The sequence below is a fragment of the Oscillibacter sp. UBA6647 genome, from assembly GCA_002455655.1.
GTDB lineage: Bacteria > Bacillota > Clostridia > Oscillospirales > Oscillospiraceae > Oscillibacter.
In genome coordinates, this window is sequence record DKLF01000136.1 from 1 (window position 1) to 14343 (window position 14343).

At 51.9% G+C, this 14343-nt stretch carries 16 protein-coding genes and 1 riboswitch; of the genes, 9 read left to right on the forward strand and 7 right to left on the reverse strand.

Annotated elements, in window-relative coordinates; all coding sequences use genetic code 11:
- The 4 genes from B2W96_RS09930 to B2W96_RS09945 all read left to right on the forward strand — a co-directional run.
- A partial coding sequence (locus B2W96_RS09930) for a substrate-binding domain-containing protein (RefSeq protein WP_293010135.1) occupies positions 1 to 612 on the forward strand: 612 nt, incomplete at its 5' end.
- 102 nt (positions 613 to 714) lie between these two features.
- Entirely contained in the window at positions 715 to 2337 is a 1623-nt protein-coding gene (locus tag B2W96_RS09935) for a response regulator transcription factor (protein ID WP_293010136.1), read from the forward strand.
- Positions 2334 to 3773, forward strand: coding sequence for a sensor histidine kinase (locus tag B2W96_RS09940; RefSeq protein ID WP_293010137.1), 1440 nt, complete (start codon positions 2334 to 2336; stop codon positions 3771 to 3773). Before B2W96_RS09935 ends, B2W96_RS09940 begins: the two co-directional genes overlap by 4 nt.
- Positions 3770 to 4759 (forward strand): ABC transporter substrate-binding protein, encoded by a 990-nt coding sequence (locus B2W96_RS09945; protein ID WP_293010138.1) that lies wholly within the window; start codon positions 3770 to 3772, stop codon positions 4757 to 4759. Before B2W96_RS09940 ends, B2W96_RS09945 begins: the two co-directional genes overlap by 4 nt.
- 132 nt (positions 4760 to 4891) lie before the next feature.
- Here B2W96_RS09945 and B2W96_RS09950 read toward each other — a convergent pair whose 3' ends face one another.
- From B2W96_RS09950 to dctP, 3 genes are all read right to left on the reverse strand, one after another.
- The gene (locus tag B2W96_RS09950; protein ID WP_349680148.1) at positions 4892 to 5365 is read right to left on the reverse strand and encodes an SDR family oxidoreductase; all 474 of its coding nucleotides are present in this window, start codon (positions 5363 to 5365) and stop codon (positions 4892 to 4894) included.
- A complete protein-coding gene (locus B2W96_RS09955; RefSeq protein ID WP_293010139.1) occupies positions 5362 to 5868 on the reverse strand; it encodes a TRAP transporter small permease in 507 nt (168 codons plus the stop codon). The genes B2W96_RS09950 and B2W96_RS09955 overlap by 4 nt, the downstream gene beginning before the upstream one ends.
- Positions 5869 to 6027: 159 nt before the next feature.
- Entirely contained in the window at positions 6028 to 6420 is a 393-nt protein-coding gene (dctP, locus tag B2W96_RS09960) for a TRAP transporter substrate-binding protein DctP (RefSeq protein WP_293010140.1), read from the reverse strand.
- A gap of 41 nt (positions 6421 to 6461) precedes the next feature.
- Between dctP and B2W96_RS09965 the strand changes: the two genes are divergently transcribed.
- On the forward strand, positions 6462 to 6692 hold the full coding sequence (locus B2W96_RS09965) for a hypothetical protein (protein WP_293010141.1): 231 nt from the start codon (positions 6462 to 6464) through the stop codon (positions 6690 to 6692).
- A 215-nt stretch (positions 6693 to 6907) separates the two neighbouring features.
- Here the strand turns inward: B2W96_RS09965 and B2W96_RS09970 are convergent, their stop codons facing one another.
- The gene (locus tag B2W96_RS09970) at positions 6908 to 7336 is read right to left on the reverse strand and encodes an RNHCP domain-containing protein (RefSeq protein ID WP_293010142.1); all 429 of its coding nucleotides are present in this window, start codon (positions 7334 to 7336) and stop codon (positions 6908 to 6910) included.
- A 238-nt stretch (positions 7337 to 7574) separates the two neighbouring features.
- Positions 7575 to 8414 (reverse strand): pirin family protein, encoded by an 840-nt coding sequence (locus B2W96_RS09975; RefSeq protein WP_293010143.1) that lies wholly within the window; start codon positions 8412 to 8414, stop codon positions 7575 to 7577.
- Between the two features lie 439 nt (positions 8415 to 8853).
- Between B2W96_RS09975 and B2W96_RS09980 the strand changes: the two genes are divergently transcribed.
- Together B2W96_RS09980 and B2W96_RS09985 are read left to right on the forward strand one after the other, a co-directional pair.
- On the forward strand, positions 8854 to 9123 hold the full coding sequence (locus B2W96_RS09980) for a zinc-ribbon domain containing protein (RefSeq protein WP_293010144.1): 270 nt from the start codon (positions 8854 to 8856) through the stop codon (positions 9121 to 9123).
- Positions 9124 to 9954: 831 nt separating this feature from the next.
- Complete coding sequence (locus B2W96_RS09985; protein WP_293010145.1) at positions 9955 to 10218, forward strand: DUF4177 domain-containing protein; 264 nt, start codon at positions 9955 to 9957, stop codon at positions 10216 to 10218.
- Between the two features lie 394 nt (positions 10219 to 10612).
- Here the strand turns inward: B2W96_RS09985 and B2W96_RS09990 are convergent, their stop codons facing one another.
- Positions 10613 to 11404: a helix-turn-helix domain-containing protein gene (locus tag B2W96_RS09990; protein WP_293010146.1), complete on the reverse strand. Its 792-nt coding sequence runs from the start codon at positions 11402 to 11404 to the stop codon at positions 10613 to 10615.
- A gap of 411 nt (positions 11405 to 11815) precedes the next feature.
- On the opposite strand from B2W96_RS09990, the gene B2W96_RS09995 reads away from it, so the two are divergent.
- Positions 11816 to 13180 carry an ABC transporter transmembrane domain-containing protein gene (locus tag B2W96_RS09995; RefSeq protein WP_293010147.1) on the forward strand — a complete coding sequence of 455 codons (1365 nt, stop codon included), beginning with the start codon at positions 11816 to 11818 and terminating at the stop codon, positions 13178 to 13180.
- Between the two features lie 93 nt (positions 13181 to 13273).
- Positions 13274 to 13362: riboswitch (cyclic di-GMP riboswitch) on the reverse strand.
- Positions 13363 to 13376: 14 nt separating this feature from the next.
- On the opposite strand, the gene B2W96_RS10000 is transcribed toward B2W96_RS09995, so the two are convergent.
- Positions 13377 to 14012, reverse strand: coding sequence for an S-layer homology domain-containing protein (locus B2W96_RS10000; protein WP_293010148.1), 636 nt, complete (start codon positions 14010 to 14012; stop codon positions 13377 to 13379).
- Between the two features lie 49 nt (positions 14013 to 14061).
- Here B2W96_RS10000 and B2W96_RS10005 point away from each other — a divergent pair, with 49 nt between their 5' ends.
- Entirely contained in the window at positions 14062 to 14304 is a 243-nt protein-coding gene (locus tag B2W96_RS10005; protein WP_293010149.1) for a hypothetical protein, read from the forward strand.
- The last annotated feature ends 39 nt before the right edge of the window (positions 14305 to 14343 follow it).

Genomic DNA, 14343 nt, shown 5'->3' on the forward strand with positions numbered 1-14343 from the left:
GAAAAACTGCGTCAGGCGGATATTCCCATTGTCTTTCTTCACGGCGCCTATGCCGAATTGGCGGGCGTCCCCTGCGTCTCCGACGACAATTACGGCGGCGGCTATCAGTTGGCCCGTTATCTCATCGGAAAAGGACATAAAAACATTGCCGGAATCTTCAAAAGCGACGATATTCAAGGCCCCCAGCGCTACCATGGCGTGGTCTGTGCCCTGCGGGACGCGGGCCTTCCCATCCGTGACGACAGCTTCCGCTGGTATGATACCCACGACCGGACAGTGCTGCTGGACCAACGCGATCCACAATTGCTCCGGCACCTTTTGGAGCCGCAGGACTCCGCCTCCACGGCAGTCATCTGCTATAACGATGAAATCGCCCACCTGCTGGTGCAGGCGCTGCTTTCCATGAAGATCAGAATTCCGCAGGATATGGCTGTGGTCAGCTTCGACAACAGCTATTACAGTCAGATTGGCTCCACGCCCATCACCTCCCTGTGCCATAGAAACAACAAGATGGGGCATGTCGCCGCCGAACAGTTGATTCATATGTTTCAGGGCTTGGGCGGCTCCTCTCATGCACTGGGTTGGGAGCTGATAGAGCGCGCCAGCAGCTAAGCCCGACCAAATCTTGAATTTCGAAACCGCGATGGAAGTTTTCCGGCGGATATGGTATTCTGTTAAAAAAGGCGGCGGAGACCGTCTAAGGGAGGGACCGTTTTGCTGCGCGTATTTTTGGTGGAGGACGAGAGCATCATCCGCGAGACTCTGCGGAACACGGTGCCTTGGGGGCAGTATGGATATACGTTTGCGGGGGAAGCCGGCGACGGTGAGCTTGCCCTGCCTATGATCCGCCAGACAAAGCCGGACGTGCTGATTACCGATATCCGGATGCCCTTTATGGACGGTCTGGCCCTAAGCAAGCTGGTGCTCAGCGAGCTGCCAAAAACAAAGGTCATCATTATCTCCGGCTATGACGACTTTGAGTATGCCCATCAGGCCATCGACATCGGCGTGGAGCAGTTTTTGCTCAAGCCTGTTACCAAAAGCAAGCTTTTGGAGGTACTGGAGCATATCCGCGAAAAAATTGAGAGCGAGTGGGTTCAGGGCGGCTACCTGACCCAGTTTCATGTGGAGGCACAGGAATACGAGCAGTACGCCCGCCGCCGCTTTTTTGAGCAGGTGGTGGCCGGGCAGCTCTCCATCCAGCAGATTTACGAGCAGGCCGACCGGCTGGATCTGGACCTGCGGGCCCAGTGCTATACCATTGCCTTTTTCTCGATCCTGCCGGAAAAGCCGGGAGAAGCAGAACAGTACTCGGAGCCGGGGGCGCAGATTCGGGACGCGCTGCTGGAGCATTTTCTGAAATATCCGGAATATACCCTCCTGCGCTGGAATCTGACCACCTACGCCGTGCTGCTCAAGGGGGACACCTCCCGGATGCCGGACTATATACGGCGGTGCATCGGCACCGTTCAGGGCCTATATGAGTCAGGCCCTTCCGAAATGAGTTGGTACGTGGCGGTAGGAACCCCCACGCAACGGCTTAGCACGCTGCCCGTCTGCTTTGAAGAGGTATCCCGGCTGTGGGCGTACCGGCACATTGTGCCGGAGCGGCACGTTCTGACGAAGGACACCGTGGACTTTTTTGTCGGTACCGGCGGCGACGGCAATTTGACGCGGCTGGACGCAGCCAAGGTCAACCCTTCTATTTTGCTGGGAGTAATGCGCAGCGCCGGTGTGGAGGAAATCCCCAATTTTGTGGACGAGTATCTGGGCGGTATCGCGGAGGCCCTTGAATCAAAGCCCTTTTGCCAGTACCTCATGCTGAGCGCCCGCTTCACCGCCGCGGAGTACGCGCAGACACTGGGCTGTTCACAGGAAACGTTTTTAGAAAGTCTCGGCTGTCTGGAGCAGGTGGGCCGGAACGTCACCGCCGAAGAACTGAAAGAATACCTGAGCGAGATTTTAATCGCCGCGGCGGACCTGCGGGACAAAACCTCCAACCGCCAGTACCACGGTCTTTTGCAGCAGGCGGTCCGCTATCTGGACCAGCACTATATGGAAAACGAACTTTCGCTGAACCGGGTGGCTCAGCAGGTCAATATCAGCCCCAACTATCTCTCCGCCGTATTCAGTCAGGAAATGGGCTGCACCCTGACGGAATACCTGACGGAAAAGCGGATGGAAAAGGCACGGGAGCTGCTGCGTTCCACCGCGAAGCGCTCCGGAGAAATTGCGTTTGAAGTGGGGTACAAGGACCCCCACTATTTCAGCTTCCTTTTCAAAAAAGCGCAGGGCTGTACCCCCCGGGACTATCGCGCCGGGAGGGGCAGGCCATGAAGCTGTTTGCCCGTGCGAACCAATCGCTTTCGGTCCAGAGCAACATGCGCCGGCTTCTGGTGTCCTTCGCCATGCCCGCCATCGTGATACTGGCGGCTATTTTGGGGCTGCTCACAGCCTACAACCGGCACTACGAGGGTCTTTTGCATAACGTGACCACGGCTTCGGAGTTCAATCAGGATTTCAAGGAAACCATCGACCTCAAGATGTATTACTATGTCATCGAAAGCCAGTATTCCGAAGGTCTTCCCATCGGAGAGGTGGAGGACGCCCAGCTTCTGGCCCGAAGCCTTCTGCGCACCACCACCCAGAAGGAGAGCCGTCTTGCAATTTCCAGCGTACTGGACCTGTGTGAAAATCTGGAGGAAAAGATTTTTCAGATCGAGACAATCCGAAGCTATGACGAGCGGCAGGCCCAGCTTGAAAATAACATCTATGTGCTCACCGCCCTGATTCAGGAATATATGTATACCTACCTCTATCACGAAGCAGTTTATCTGAACACCCTGCAAACACAGTTCTCCCACCAGATTTTCGTGGAGGTTGTGCTTGTGACGGTTCTCATCATCGCTCTGGTGCTGCTTTCCACCCGGCGAAGCTTCCGTCTGGGGCAATCCATCACGGGGCCGATTGTAAATCTGTGCGACCGGGTGGAGGCCATCAGCACGGGGGACTTAAACGCCCACACGCCGGTGCAGTCCGAAATGTACGAAATTCAGACCCTCAGCGTGGGCGTGGAGCAAATGGTAAGCCGTCTCAACGCCCAAATCCGGGAGAACACCCAAAAGCAGGCCACGCTGCGGCGAACGGAGCTGGCGCTGCTTCAATCTCAGATTAACCCCCACTTTTTGTACAATACCATGGATACCATCATCTGGCTCATCGAAGCGGACAAGACGCAGGAGGCGGTGGAGATGGTTTCCAATCTCTCCGACTTTTTCCGCCATTCCCTGAGCAAGGGCCGGGACGTCATCTCTTTGCAGGAGGAGGGCCGCCATGTTTGCAGCTATCTTCAAATCCAGCAGGTGCGCTATAAGGATATTCTGCATTACACCGTCAACCTTGCCCCGGAGCTGGGGGAATTTCTGATTCCAAAGCTGACGTTGCAGCCGCTGGTGGAAAACGCCCTCTATCACGGGATCAAAATGAAGCGAGGGCTGGGCCACATCTATGTGGTGGGCCGGGCGGAGGACGGCGACGTGGTGCTTCAGGTGACGGATGACGGCGTGGGGATTCCGCCCCAGCGGCTGGAGGAACTGCGTCAGGCTATGGCCCGGGGAGAGCGGGTGGGATTCGGTCTCTCCACGGTGCATGAGCGCATCCGGCTGTTCTTCGGCCCGGGCTACGGGCTGACGCTCACCAGCCGCGAAGGAATCGGCACCACCGTGACAGTTCGGATTCCGAAACGCTTTTTGCAGGAGGAAAGCACGCCATGAAGATACGATGGATACTGCCCGCGTTGATTTCGGCGGTGATTTTGTCCGGCTGCGCCGGACAGACGCCTTCTCCCCCGCCCGAGGATGCTTTGATTGTTGTGGGCATTTCTCAGGTCGGAGCCGAATCCGACTGGCGGGTGGCCAACTCCGAATCCATGAAAGCGGTTTTCACCGAGAGCGGCGGCTATCGCCTTCTGTTTGAGGACGCCAAGCAAAAGCAGGAAAACCAGATCACCGCTATCCGCAAATTCATTCAGCAAAAGGTGGACTATATCGTGCTGCTGCCCCTGCGGGAAACCGGCTGGGATTCCGTGCTTCAGGAGGCCAAAGACGCCGGAATTCCGGTGATTGTGGCTGATCGGATGGTGGACGTGAAGGATGAAACGCTTTTTATCGCCCATGTGGGGTCCAACTTCCGCATGGAGGGGGAAAAAGCGGTGGCCTGGCTGGAGGACTATGCCCGCTCCCGAGGAAAGGAAACTCTGAATATCATTCATATTCAGGGCACAATGGGCTCCACCGCCCAGATTGGCCGCACAGCGGCGCTGGAGCAGGTCTTGGAAAGCCACGCTGACTGGACGCTGCAGGTCCGGCTGGACGGGGATTTCACGCAGGCCAAGACCTATGAAGAAGTGAAACAATACCTGTCCGAACAAGAAGTTCCCCCTGAGATTGATGTGGTCTACTGTGAAAATGACAACGAGGCCTTCGGCGCCATTCAAGCGCTGGAAGAAGCCGGATATACCTGCGGCGAAGGCGGCATCGCCGTCATCTCGTTTGACGCCACTCGCAACTGCCTTACACAGTGCCTGAACGGGAAAATTTCTCTGGCGGTGGAGTGCAATCCCCTGCTTGGTCCGCTGACAGCGGGCGTCATCCGGATTCTCGAGGCCGGCGGCACCCCTGAAAAAGAGCACTATATCGAAGAACGTTCCTTTACAAAAGAAACGCTGACGGAGGAATTGATTTCCGCTCGGCTCTATTGAGTTCGGCGGCTTTCTTTGGTGTCGATTCAAGCCGCCGAAGAAAGCTTTAAAAAAAGGAAAGGACAGAGATATAATCTCTGTCCTTTCTGCTTTTCCTCGGATGTAATCAACGCCCGCTTCCGCAGGCTGCTCCTAGCTGCATAGAAATCCGCCATCCACCTGAATGACGTTCCCCGAAAGATAATCCGATGCGGCAGAGGCCAGAAAAACGGTTACGCCCTTCATATCCTCTCCCCTGCCCCAGCGCCCCGCAGGAATGCGCCCGGTAATCCGCGCGCCAACCTCGCTGACCATAAGGTCATGGCTCAGCTCCGTCTCCATATACCCCGGCGCGATGGCATTCACGTTGATTCCGCGGGGCATCCATTCGTTGGACAACGCCTTCGTCAATTGAACAACTCCGCCCTTGCTGGCAGAATAGGCCGCCACATTCTGCCCTCCGAAAAAAGATTCGCCCTGTGCCACCATCTTCTGAAAAATCATAAAGGGCGCCAGCGTTGTGTTGCAAAACATGAAATAGTAAAGCACGGACACCATCAGCGAATAAGCGATGGGAATATTCAGACAAAAGAGGACCAGCAAAATAATCAGCGGTATAAAGTTCATTCGACGTCTCCCCCCTCATTCTCTGCAGCACTGGTTTTGAATGCCTTGATATCCTCCGCCACACGCTTTGCCGTATAGTAGGTCATACACGCAAAACTGATTGCAATGGGTATGTCGTAAACCGTGTAGGAGGGCTGAAGGCTCAGCGACACCTTGTTGGCCGCACTCATGGCAAACCTCCAGCCAAGCGCACACATCACGGCGCAGATTACAACCTGCGCGATATCAATCATCAGTGTAGCCGTCTTATTGATTTTGGGAGGAAACAGATTGATTAAGATATCCACGCTGATGAGGCTGCCCCGCTCCTTGCAGCAGACCGCCGCCCCAATAAAAATTGTCCAGATAAAGCCGATTGCAGCAACTTCTTCGCTCCACACAAGGGAGCGGCCCGTGGTAAATCGAAGGATTACATTGAAAAAAACCACTGATATCATGATGACAAACGCAGCTCCGGAAACCGTCTCCAAGATATGATTGCCGATCCACCTAAATAATTTCATAGCACCCAACTCCTTTTTTGCCTGCCGGCAGACCGCTTGCAAATCGGCCTGCCGGCGGACATTCCCGCCCGGTCCAAATTTATGTAATGGGAAACTTTCCGTGTTTTCCTGTTTCTTTGCAAGCGGCGTGCCCTACGCCGCCCGGTTCTTTCTATCTTCTTATTTCAGGATAGCGGATACGGTGTCGTACAGCCCGTCGGACCAGCCACTGATATTCCCGTAGACGGACTTTGTAGCTTCCACAAACGCGTCGTGGTCCGCTTCATAGAACTTAACGCCCTCGTCCTCCAGCATGGTCTGGAACCCCTTCTCGTCCACCGTTACTCTGTCAATGGTGACCTGTGCCGCATTGTCAATTTCTTCCTGAAGAATCTCCTGATACTCTGCGGGCATGGAGTTGAAGTAATCGGCGGACATATTCACACTCCAGATGGCCATAATGTGCTTGTCCAGCGTGATATTCTTGCAGGCCTCATAGATTTTGGAACTGTAAAGCGTGGAAAGCGGAGCCTCACAGCCGTTGCATACGCCCTGCTGCAACGCGCTGTACACCGGAGAAGTTTAACGCGCTTCTGGAAGGGCTGGACATTTATGTGGCCCAAAACTGTGGAAACGACGTATTTTACAAGCTGATGCAAACCATTATCCTGCTGCGCCGGGAGGCAGCATTGAAAATTCTGGAATCCCCCTACGAACGTAAGAGTTCCGTCGAAAAACGGAGTCTGGTGGCTCTGGAATTCGAGCGGGGCGACTGCAAGTCTGTGAACAAAGCGATGAGCGCCTTTTTTGACGCCTCTGTGAAGGATTTTACGTTCAGCTCATAATGCCCGCCCTTTATTCATGCACAGCAGGCTTGGCTTGACCGACCCGCTGACAGCAGGCGTCAGGCAACCCCCGCAAAAAACGGCAGTTCCCCCTGAGACTTCTCAAGGGGAACTGCCGTTTCTTTATTGATACAAAACTAAGTGCAGCCATCATTCCACGCCGCATCAACGCCCGTGGACCTGGTCTTCCAGCAGGCTGCTTTGCCCGCTTCTGGTCACTTCAACAAGCTGCCCTCGCCGCCCATTAAGGCCACCATCTCCTCTATGCGTTCCAGCGGAAACGGCGGCTCACACAGAGGCTTCATCGCAATGCTCATAAGCTTCATTGGATTATCGTCCGCCGCAACACGGTTAGAAGAAAGAGCACCGCAAACACGGCATCGGTGAATCACTGCCCATTCGCCGCCCTTGCGCACCCAGACAGCCACAGGCTCCATCACTCCGCCGCAGTTGGCTTCCCGATCCCCCGGTTCAATGTCCACATGCTGACTGGATAGGCAGTTCGGGCAGTGATTCCGGTGATTGCTCCCCGCGCCCAGAGGAAACACCTGCCTTCCGCAGACCTTGCAGGTAAATACATCGTTGCAGGCATGCGTTTTAAAATAACCTTTTTCATATTGTCTGCGCTTGTTCTCACGGTTCATAAAAGTATATCCTCCAAAAAGTAAATTATCTTCCTTTTGGGAGGAATGCGGGATTATCTGTCGCAAACCTCCCGGTTTGCAACAATCTCCACATAATTCATCTTTTTCAAAAAGTCGTTCCTTTCAGAATTTTTTATTTTGGTAATGTCATTACCATCTAATAATTGTAACACAGAAAAGCCCAGAGGAAAAGAAAAATTTTCTTGTCGGATTTTGACCGGCAGATCGTTTTCCTCTCTCAGTACGCGATCTCTTTTTGCAGGAAGGTGCCCCGCTCCAGGTCGTCAAACGCCTTCTGCAATTCGGCCTTCGTATTCATGGCAATCGGTCCGCCCCAGGCGACCGGCTCATCCAGCCGCACAGAGCTGATAAAGAGGACCTGCGCATTTTCAGCGTCCGCCATAATTTCCACATGACTCCCCGCCGTGAGCTTTGCCGCTGTTTTTTCCTGAATCAACTCTCCGCCGACGGTTGCGCTGCCCAGCAGCGTGAAAACCATGACGGAACGCGTATCTTCCGTATTGATCACGACGGAAGCCCCGGCATTCAAATGAATGTCGTAATAGTCCAGCGGCAAATAGTTGCTTGCATAGCCCTTTTTGTCTTCATATTCCCCGGCGAGCAGCCTTAGCTTTCCATTTTCCAGCGGAATCTCTTCGATTTCGGCGTTTTTGATACTGTGATAGGCCGGGGGCGCCATCTTGTCCTTTGCCGGGAGATTCAGCCAGAGCTGAACACCCAGCATTCTTTCAGCCGCAGGCAGCTTTTCTTCGTGCAAAATTCCCGAGCCTGCCGTCATCCACTGAACCTCTCCGTCCCCAATGGTATCCGAGTTCCCAAGACTGTCCCTATGGGTCATTTGCCCGCGATAGACGTAGCTGATGGTTTCAATTCCTCTGTGGGGATGCATGGGGAAACCGGCGGTGTACTCATCCGGGTTTATACTGTCAAAGGAGTCAAGCATCAAAATCGGGTCGTATTCCTCAACGGTCCCATGTCCCAAGACGCGAACGAGACTCACTCCGGCTCCGTCCTGAGTTCGGAATCCCTGCACCTTCTGCTGAACTTTTCTTTCCATATACTTTTCCTCCTGCGTAAATAAATCGACTTCTCTGCCTTTGTGGCCTTTTTCTTTAGGGATAGCAAATATGTCCCCCAATTCTGTGGGTTTGATGGCATTTCGGTCATATCTTAATCATACCACACATCTTTTCACAAAAAAAGCCTTAACCCGCGTCCATTGAAAATCTCCATTATGCCGGCCTGCTGTTCATCTCATGGGCACCATGAGATCCTCTCCCGGCTGAACCTGAGGAAGTACGGCTTCCGAAATAGTGAGTGCCGCATCACGGCCGAAGCCCACACAGCAGCCATTTTGCCTGTCAAGGGCAGCTTCCACTTACTCACCCCCTAATCTTTCTCTACAATACCCAAAACATTGTATTGACTTATTGCTCACATAGGCGTATGCTAATTATGTCGCCGAACAGGGCGAACTAATTTAAAAGAGGTATCTCATGTTTCAAGACAAAACCATCGTTTGCAAGGACTGCGGCCAGGAATTTACTTTCACCGCCAGAGAGCAGGAATTTTTTGCGGAGAAGGGTTTCACCAATGAACCCCAGCGCTGCAAATCATGCCGCGACGCCCGCAAGGGGAACGTCCGGGGAGGCAATGCTCGCCAGATGTTCGACGCTGTTTGCTCCGAGTGCGGAAAGCCCTGCAAAGTTCCCTTTGAGCCCCGGGGAGATCGCCCCATCTATTGCAGCGATTGTTTCCGTAGATAACCCTTGCACCCAGGCGCCTCTTCGGAGGCGCCTTTTTTTATATCTATCGCCCTCATTCTCTCATTTGACGTTTCATAAAGTCATTTTTAAGCGCTTTTTATAATTATTTGCGGTTGATTTTACCACAATGTGGTATTATGCTTAAAAGTATCACGAATGAGGAATGTACCCAATCTCACGGGGGAACCGCACTTCAGATGCAGTTGCCGGAGCCGTCAAATGCAAAACGGAAATTTATAGCCGCTCTCGCCCGGAAGACGCTATTGCAAGCGCCAGCGTGGAATTTTAAAATAGCGTCCCAGCCTGAAGGGCTCAATCCGGGCCGGAGTAAGCCAATCCTGCAATAGCACGCGGAAGGGGGTTGTTTATGGAATCGTTTTATAGCAGACTGTTTACTATCTTGCAGATGCACATTGTTGCTGTGCTGGGCGGATACTTTATCGGCGGGTTAATCTTTGGGCTTGCCTGTCGGACAGTCGTAAAAAACAAAGGTCATTCAAACGATTCGTGTATCCGAAATGCAATCGGAGGATTTTTCCTTTGGTGGATATGGCTCATCGTTTGTGCCTGTAAGCCCGATGCAAGGCCCATACGATACTCGGGCACTGATGTTGTCAGGCTTGATGGCACGTCGGACACGCGCTTTTGGGGCATGCTGTTATCCGGCGGCGCAATCCTTCTCATCGGCTGCGCGTTGCTTTTTAAGACGTGGTGGGGGCTTGCCGTGGCTGCAACCGGCCTTGTCTGTTGGATCACAATGTACGCAACCACAGGCAAATAGACCATAAAAAACCGCCCCGGGGCGGAATGAAATAGAAAGAAGATGTTTTTATGGGTTTTATGGACAATGCACGCAAAGAATCCTCCTATTCCGTGGCTTCCGGAAGTGATCTGCCCTATGTTGTTTTGCAGGTGACACTTAAAGAAAAGTTTATTGGCACCGGCTCCGGCAATTTGACTGAGCTGGAACATGTAATTAACACCCAAGCAGCAAAGGGATATCGTCTGCACACCATTTCCACAGCATCGGGACAAAGCGGCGGTTTGCTCGGCGGCGACCGCATTCAGGCCACCCTTGTCTTTGAGCGCTTATAAATAAGAAAATCGCTGCGGCTTTATGCCGCAGCGATTTTTGTTGTAAGGAAGCTGTGTGATTTACAAAAGTCAAGTCATATCAATGGTTTACGGGCAGTCAGCACGAGGTTTTTTACGATGCTTTTTTAAAGCAGTCCTCGTTTTTATTTCTCCATCTGCAAGCAATGTGAGCGGAATACATCACATCCTGCATAACCTTCTCCGCATCCTCTTTCGAAATCTCAATCTCGACATGTTCCTCTGCAAGGTGCCCACGTCGATTTCCATGTAGTATTTTCCATCCCTCAAAAAATTTTTATGCCGCGTTCATCAAAAATGGCCACAACTTATATTTTCCTTTTATTTAATGGGTATCGCGGCAGTCTCCAGCACTGTCCCAGTTCGGGATCCTTATTTAACTATTTAAATTCACTGGACCTGCCTCATTTTTTCGCATTTCGTTTGGTGTGCAACCGAAGGTTTCTTCAAACGCCTTATAAAAATTTCCCTTGCTTTGATATCCCACTTCTTCGGCAATGTCATCAATCGTTTTTGTCGTTTCAGTTAAAAGGAAAACCGCCTTTTCCATTCGTATTGCCTTGATATATTCGTGGATAGACTGACCGGTCAATTGCTGAAACGCTCTCTGAAGTGTCTGTTTATTGATCTCGATTGACTTTGCCAGATCTTCAATAACCGGAGGCTGGACAAAGGATTGATTTAAGATTTGCAATGCCGTCTTCGCCGCATCCCTCGCTTTGGTAGTTAGACTTGGCGTCCTTTCCAAACCAAAGGAAAGCGTGTAATCTACCAGCAATCCGGCAGCTTCCAGCGCCTTCCCCTGCAAAAACAAGGAGAAAGCTCCCCCGCTCATCTCAGCGGACTTAATTTCTCTGCAAATATCGGCCAATAAAGGAAGTGACACATCCCTGTTGTTCACTGCATGCGCTGTGCGATTCCAGAGACTGTCCGAAAATACCGCTCCGGTGCCTTCAAGAAACTGATCTGTTATATAAATCGTGGATGCTTTTTGCACTTCGCCGGATGGAAATCGTTTATACCACGGTCGTGGAAGATTATTTACATAACAGAAAACTCCAAACCGGGCCTCATTGCGCTCGGTTTTTTTCTGGTAATAGCTTAAGGCCATATCCTCAACAAACGTGATTTGAATGCTCTTTGCCTGATAATAATACCGCTCTATCAAATCCGCATGAAAAACAATATCCGTATCAATAAAACAACAAGTTTCAGGGTTTCCTCATGCCTGAATATGCCCGGACGCAACTTCGGCCGGCGGCTTAAAGCAGCACCCATAGCGGATACCGGTTCGTTTCCATCCACATGCTTCATATTGACGCAGCATGTCTGATACGCTGTAAAAGCATTGCATATACGCACCTCTTTTCCGGGTTTTGTTTCGGAATATACCGTTCTGTTTAGGGCAATTCAATAAATATATCCACAAATAAATTCCCTGTGTTTTCAGTATAAGGAGGCAAATATAAAATATCAACAGTATCTATAAAGTCCTGATTTCGTGGTCTTGCATCATACTTTTTCCAATGCTATACTTTTTTGGTTATATTTTGCTAACTCAAAAAAAGGAGGCATCTACATGAACAAAAAAAAGCCTGTTTTATTCAGGCTCTTTGATATCGCGACCGAAGGAAAAGGCAAGCTGTTGCTTAGCTGTGCCTTCATGTCCCTTGGCACGCTTTGCGGTATGATTCCCTACTTATCAGTTTATCATATCGCCCGGCGGCTGCTTCCGGCGGCAGGGCAAGGTGAGCCCTCCGGTGGAATTTTACTGTGGAGCATTGCCGCCGCTGTCAGTATATTGCTCAATACGGTATTATCCTTTTTCGGAAGCTTTGGCGCACATAAGGTTGCTTTTCGTGTGCTGTACGGAATTCGCATCCATGTTATGGAGCATATGGGGCACTTGCCGATGGGGTTTTTCACGGAGCATACCAGCGGAAGTGTACAAAAAACCATGGACAACAGCATCGAAAAAATCCACCTATTTATCGCACATCTGCTGCCTGATCTCATTGGATCGGCATGTGCCGTCTTCGCGCTGCTGCTTGGACTTGGCAGCTTGAATTTGTGGCTGGCTCTGGCGGTCGTCGCCGCCGTCATCCTTGCGTGCGCCTTGCAGCTTCCCGTATGGGGCGGAAGCCGGGGACAGGATATTCTGACAGGCCTCGCAGCGGTATCGGGACAAATGATGGGCGCTTTTTCAGAATATGTCCGGGGAATTGGCGAGGTAAAGCTGTTTGGTCTGACAGGCACCATCACCAGGGGCCTCGGTGACACCACAAAGAAATATGGCAATGGGGAAATGAAACTCTATAAGCGGGTGGCTCCGTTTTATGAGGGCTATAAAACAATGATACTTCCCCTGCTGGCCGTCGTGGTTCCTGTGGGGATATTTCTTATTTGGCAGAATCCCGGAAATACATCGGTTTTACTGTCGGTCATTATGGGGCTTATCTTGACGCCCGCTATCTGCGCCCCGCTCATGGAGCTTTTCAATTATGGCACCCGCATGGGGGAAATCACCGTTGCGCTGCATAACATCGACGAAATCATGCGCATGGAGCCAATGCCCGAACCGGTCACCCCAGAGGTTCCGGAATCTTTCGATGTCCAGTTCCATGACGTTTCCTTTTCCTATCAGGATACCACCGATCCCTCTCATACGCTGGCACTGAGCCACGTCAGCTTCACCGCGCCGCAAAAGCGAATGCCCGCTTTGGTGGGGCCATCCGGCGGCGGCAAGACTACCATCGGTCATCTCATTTCCCGGTTTTGGGATGTAACTTCCGGAAAAATCACCATTGGCGGCGTGGATATCCGAGACATCTTACACTCGCGCCTGATGAAATATGTTTCATTTGTATTCCAGGATACCACCATATTTTCAGATACCGTATACGGCAAGCGGAATATTTTCATATGGATACTTCTCTCGCCATAGCCACAGCGAAAGCCGGTATCACGAAGTCCAAAGCATCCGTTAAAAACCGCAAAAACCTGCCCTCCGAGTATGAAGGGCAGGCTTTGCTTAACTGTCAGCAGCCAGACTATCATAGCGCCCTAAGACACCTTAGATCCTCAGCTTTGCGTCCCCGGCTTTAACCGGGTTTGCCCATAGCTTTATTGATTTATTGTTTTTACTTCTCCGGCACCCGGAGTACATCGCCGGGGTGGATGAGGGCGAACCTGCTCTTATTGTTCAGCCGTTCCAATTCAGCCATAGGGCAGTTCAGCTTGCGGGAGATGCTCCAGAAGCTATCGCCCTTTTGTACGGTGTAAGTAGTATAACGAAGATTTTTGGGTACATCCGCCGTCACGCCGTACTGGTCAATGGTATAGGTCGAGCCGTCAATGTCCTGCTTGCCGGTGAGAGGCTTGCCGTCCTTGAAGTACATCCATTTACCTGAATCGTTCATGGACCAGCCCTGCGCCGTGTCGCTGGAAATCGTCAGCTCCACAAAGCGGCGCAGAACAGCGGACACCTCGGCTCTTGTGGCTGTACCCTGCGGGTCGAACAGATTGCCGTTTTTGCCGCTGATAACCCCTGCCATCTGCATCTGCTTCACGGCTTCTTTGGCGTAGGTACTAATCTTGCCATTGTCAGCGAAGATGTTTTCGACATGAACTTTCGGCAGAGTATAGCCGATGGTCTTGGCATAGTTGCTCATAATGACCGCCATCTGCTCACGAGTGATGGACTGATCCGGGGCAAACTTGTTCTCGCCAATACCGTTTACAATGTTGTTTTTGCTTGCCCACTCAATGTAACCCATCGCCATTCCCGGCCTGAAATACGAATTTGGGGAAACTGTTCCCGATGAAATGAAGCCGTTCTGGAATGACGAGGTGGCACGGACAATCCGCTCTCTTGCCTGGTGGAAAGCTTTGTGGAGTAAAGAAGCGGGAATTGAAATTGTGGATATCCGCGAAATGAGCTGCTGCAAGCAGGCATGGGATGAATGGCTGACTGCCTACCATCCCGTTGTTGCCGGCGACATCAAGATGATGGAGGCTGAGGGCGGAAAGTATTTTAATCTGATCCAGTTCATCGCCAAAGTTATTTAAATATGTGCGGAGCCAGCCCCATATACACAGGGGCAGGCT

Excerpts from the sequence above, each read along its gene's own strand:
- B2W96_RS09985 (WP_293010145.1), top strand. The coding sequence starts at position 9,955 with ATGGGTTTTATGGACAATGCACGCAAAGAATCCTCCTATTCCGTGGCT.
- B2W96_RS09940 (WP_293010137.1), top strand. The coding sequence starts at position 2,334 with ATGAAGCTGTTTGCCCGTGCGAACCAATCGCTTTCGGTCCAGAGCAAC.
- B2W96_RS09970 (WP_293010142.1), bottom strand. The coding sequence starts at position 7,336 with ATGAACCGTGAGAACAAGCGCAGACAATATGAAAAAGGTTATTTTAAA.
- B2W96_RS10000 (WP_293010148.1), bottom strand. The coding sequence starts at position 14,012 with ATGGGTTACATTGAGTGGGCAAGCAAAAACAACATTGTAAACGGTATT.
- B2W96_RS09950 (WP_349680148.1), bottom strand. The coding sequence starts at position 5,365 with ATGAACTTTATACCGCTGATTATTTTGCTGGTCCTCTTTTGTCTGAAT.
- B2W96_RS09975 (WP_293010143.1), bottom strand. The coding sequence starts at position 8,414 with ATGGAAAGAAAAGTTCAGCAGAAGGTGCAGGGATTCCGAACTCAGGAC.
- B2W96_RS10005 (WP_293010149.1), top strand. The coding sequence starts at position 14,062 with ATGAAGCCGTTCTGGAATGACGAGGTGGCACGGACAATCCGCTCTCTT.
- B2W96_RS09945 (WP_293010138.1), top strand. The coding sequence starts at position 3,770 with ATGAAGATACGATGGATACTGCCCGCGTTGATTTCGGCGGTGATTTTG.
- B2W96_RS09955 (WP_293010139.1), bottom strand. The coding sequence starts at position 5,868 with ATGAAATTATTTAGGTGGATCGGCAATCATATCTTGGAGACGGTTTCC.
- B2W96_RS09995 (WP_293010147.1), top strand. The coding sequence starts at position 11,816 with ATGAACAAAAAAAAGCCTGTTTTATTCAGGCTCTTTGATATCGCGACC.
- B2W96_RS09980 (WP_293010144.1), top strand. The coding sequence starts at position 8,854 with ATGTTTCAAGACAAAACCATCGTTTGCAAGGACTGCGGCCAGGAATTT.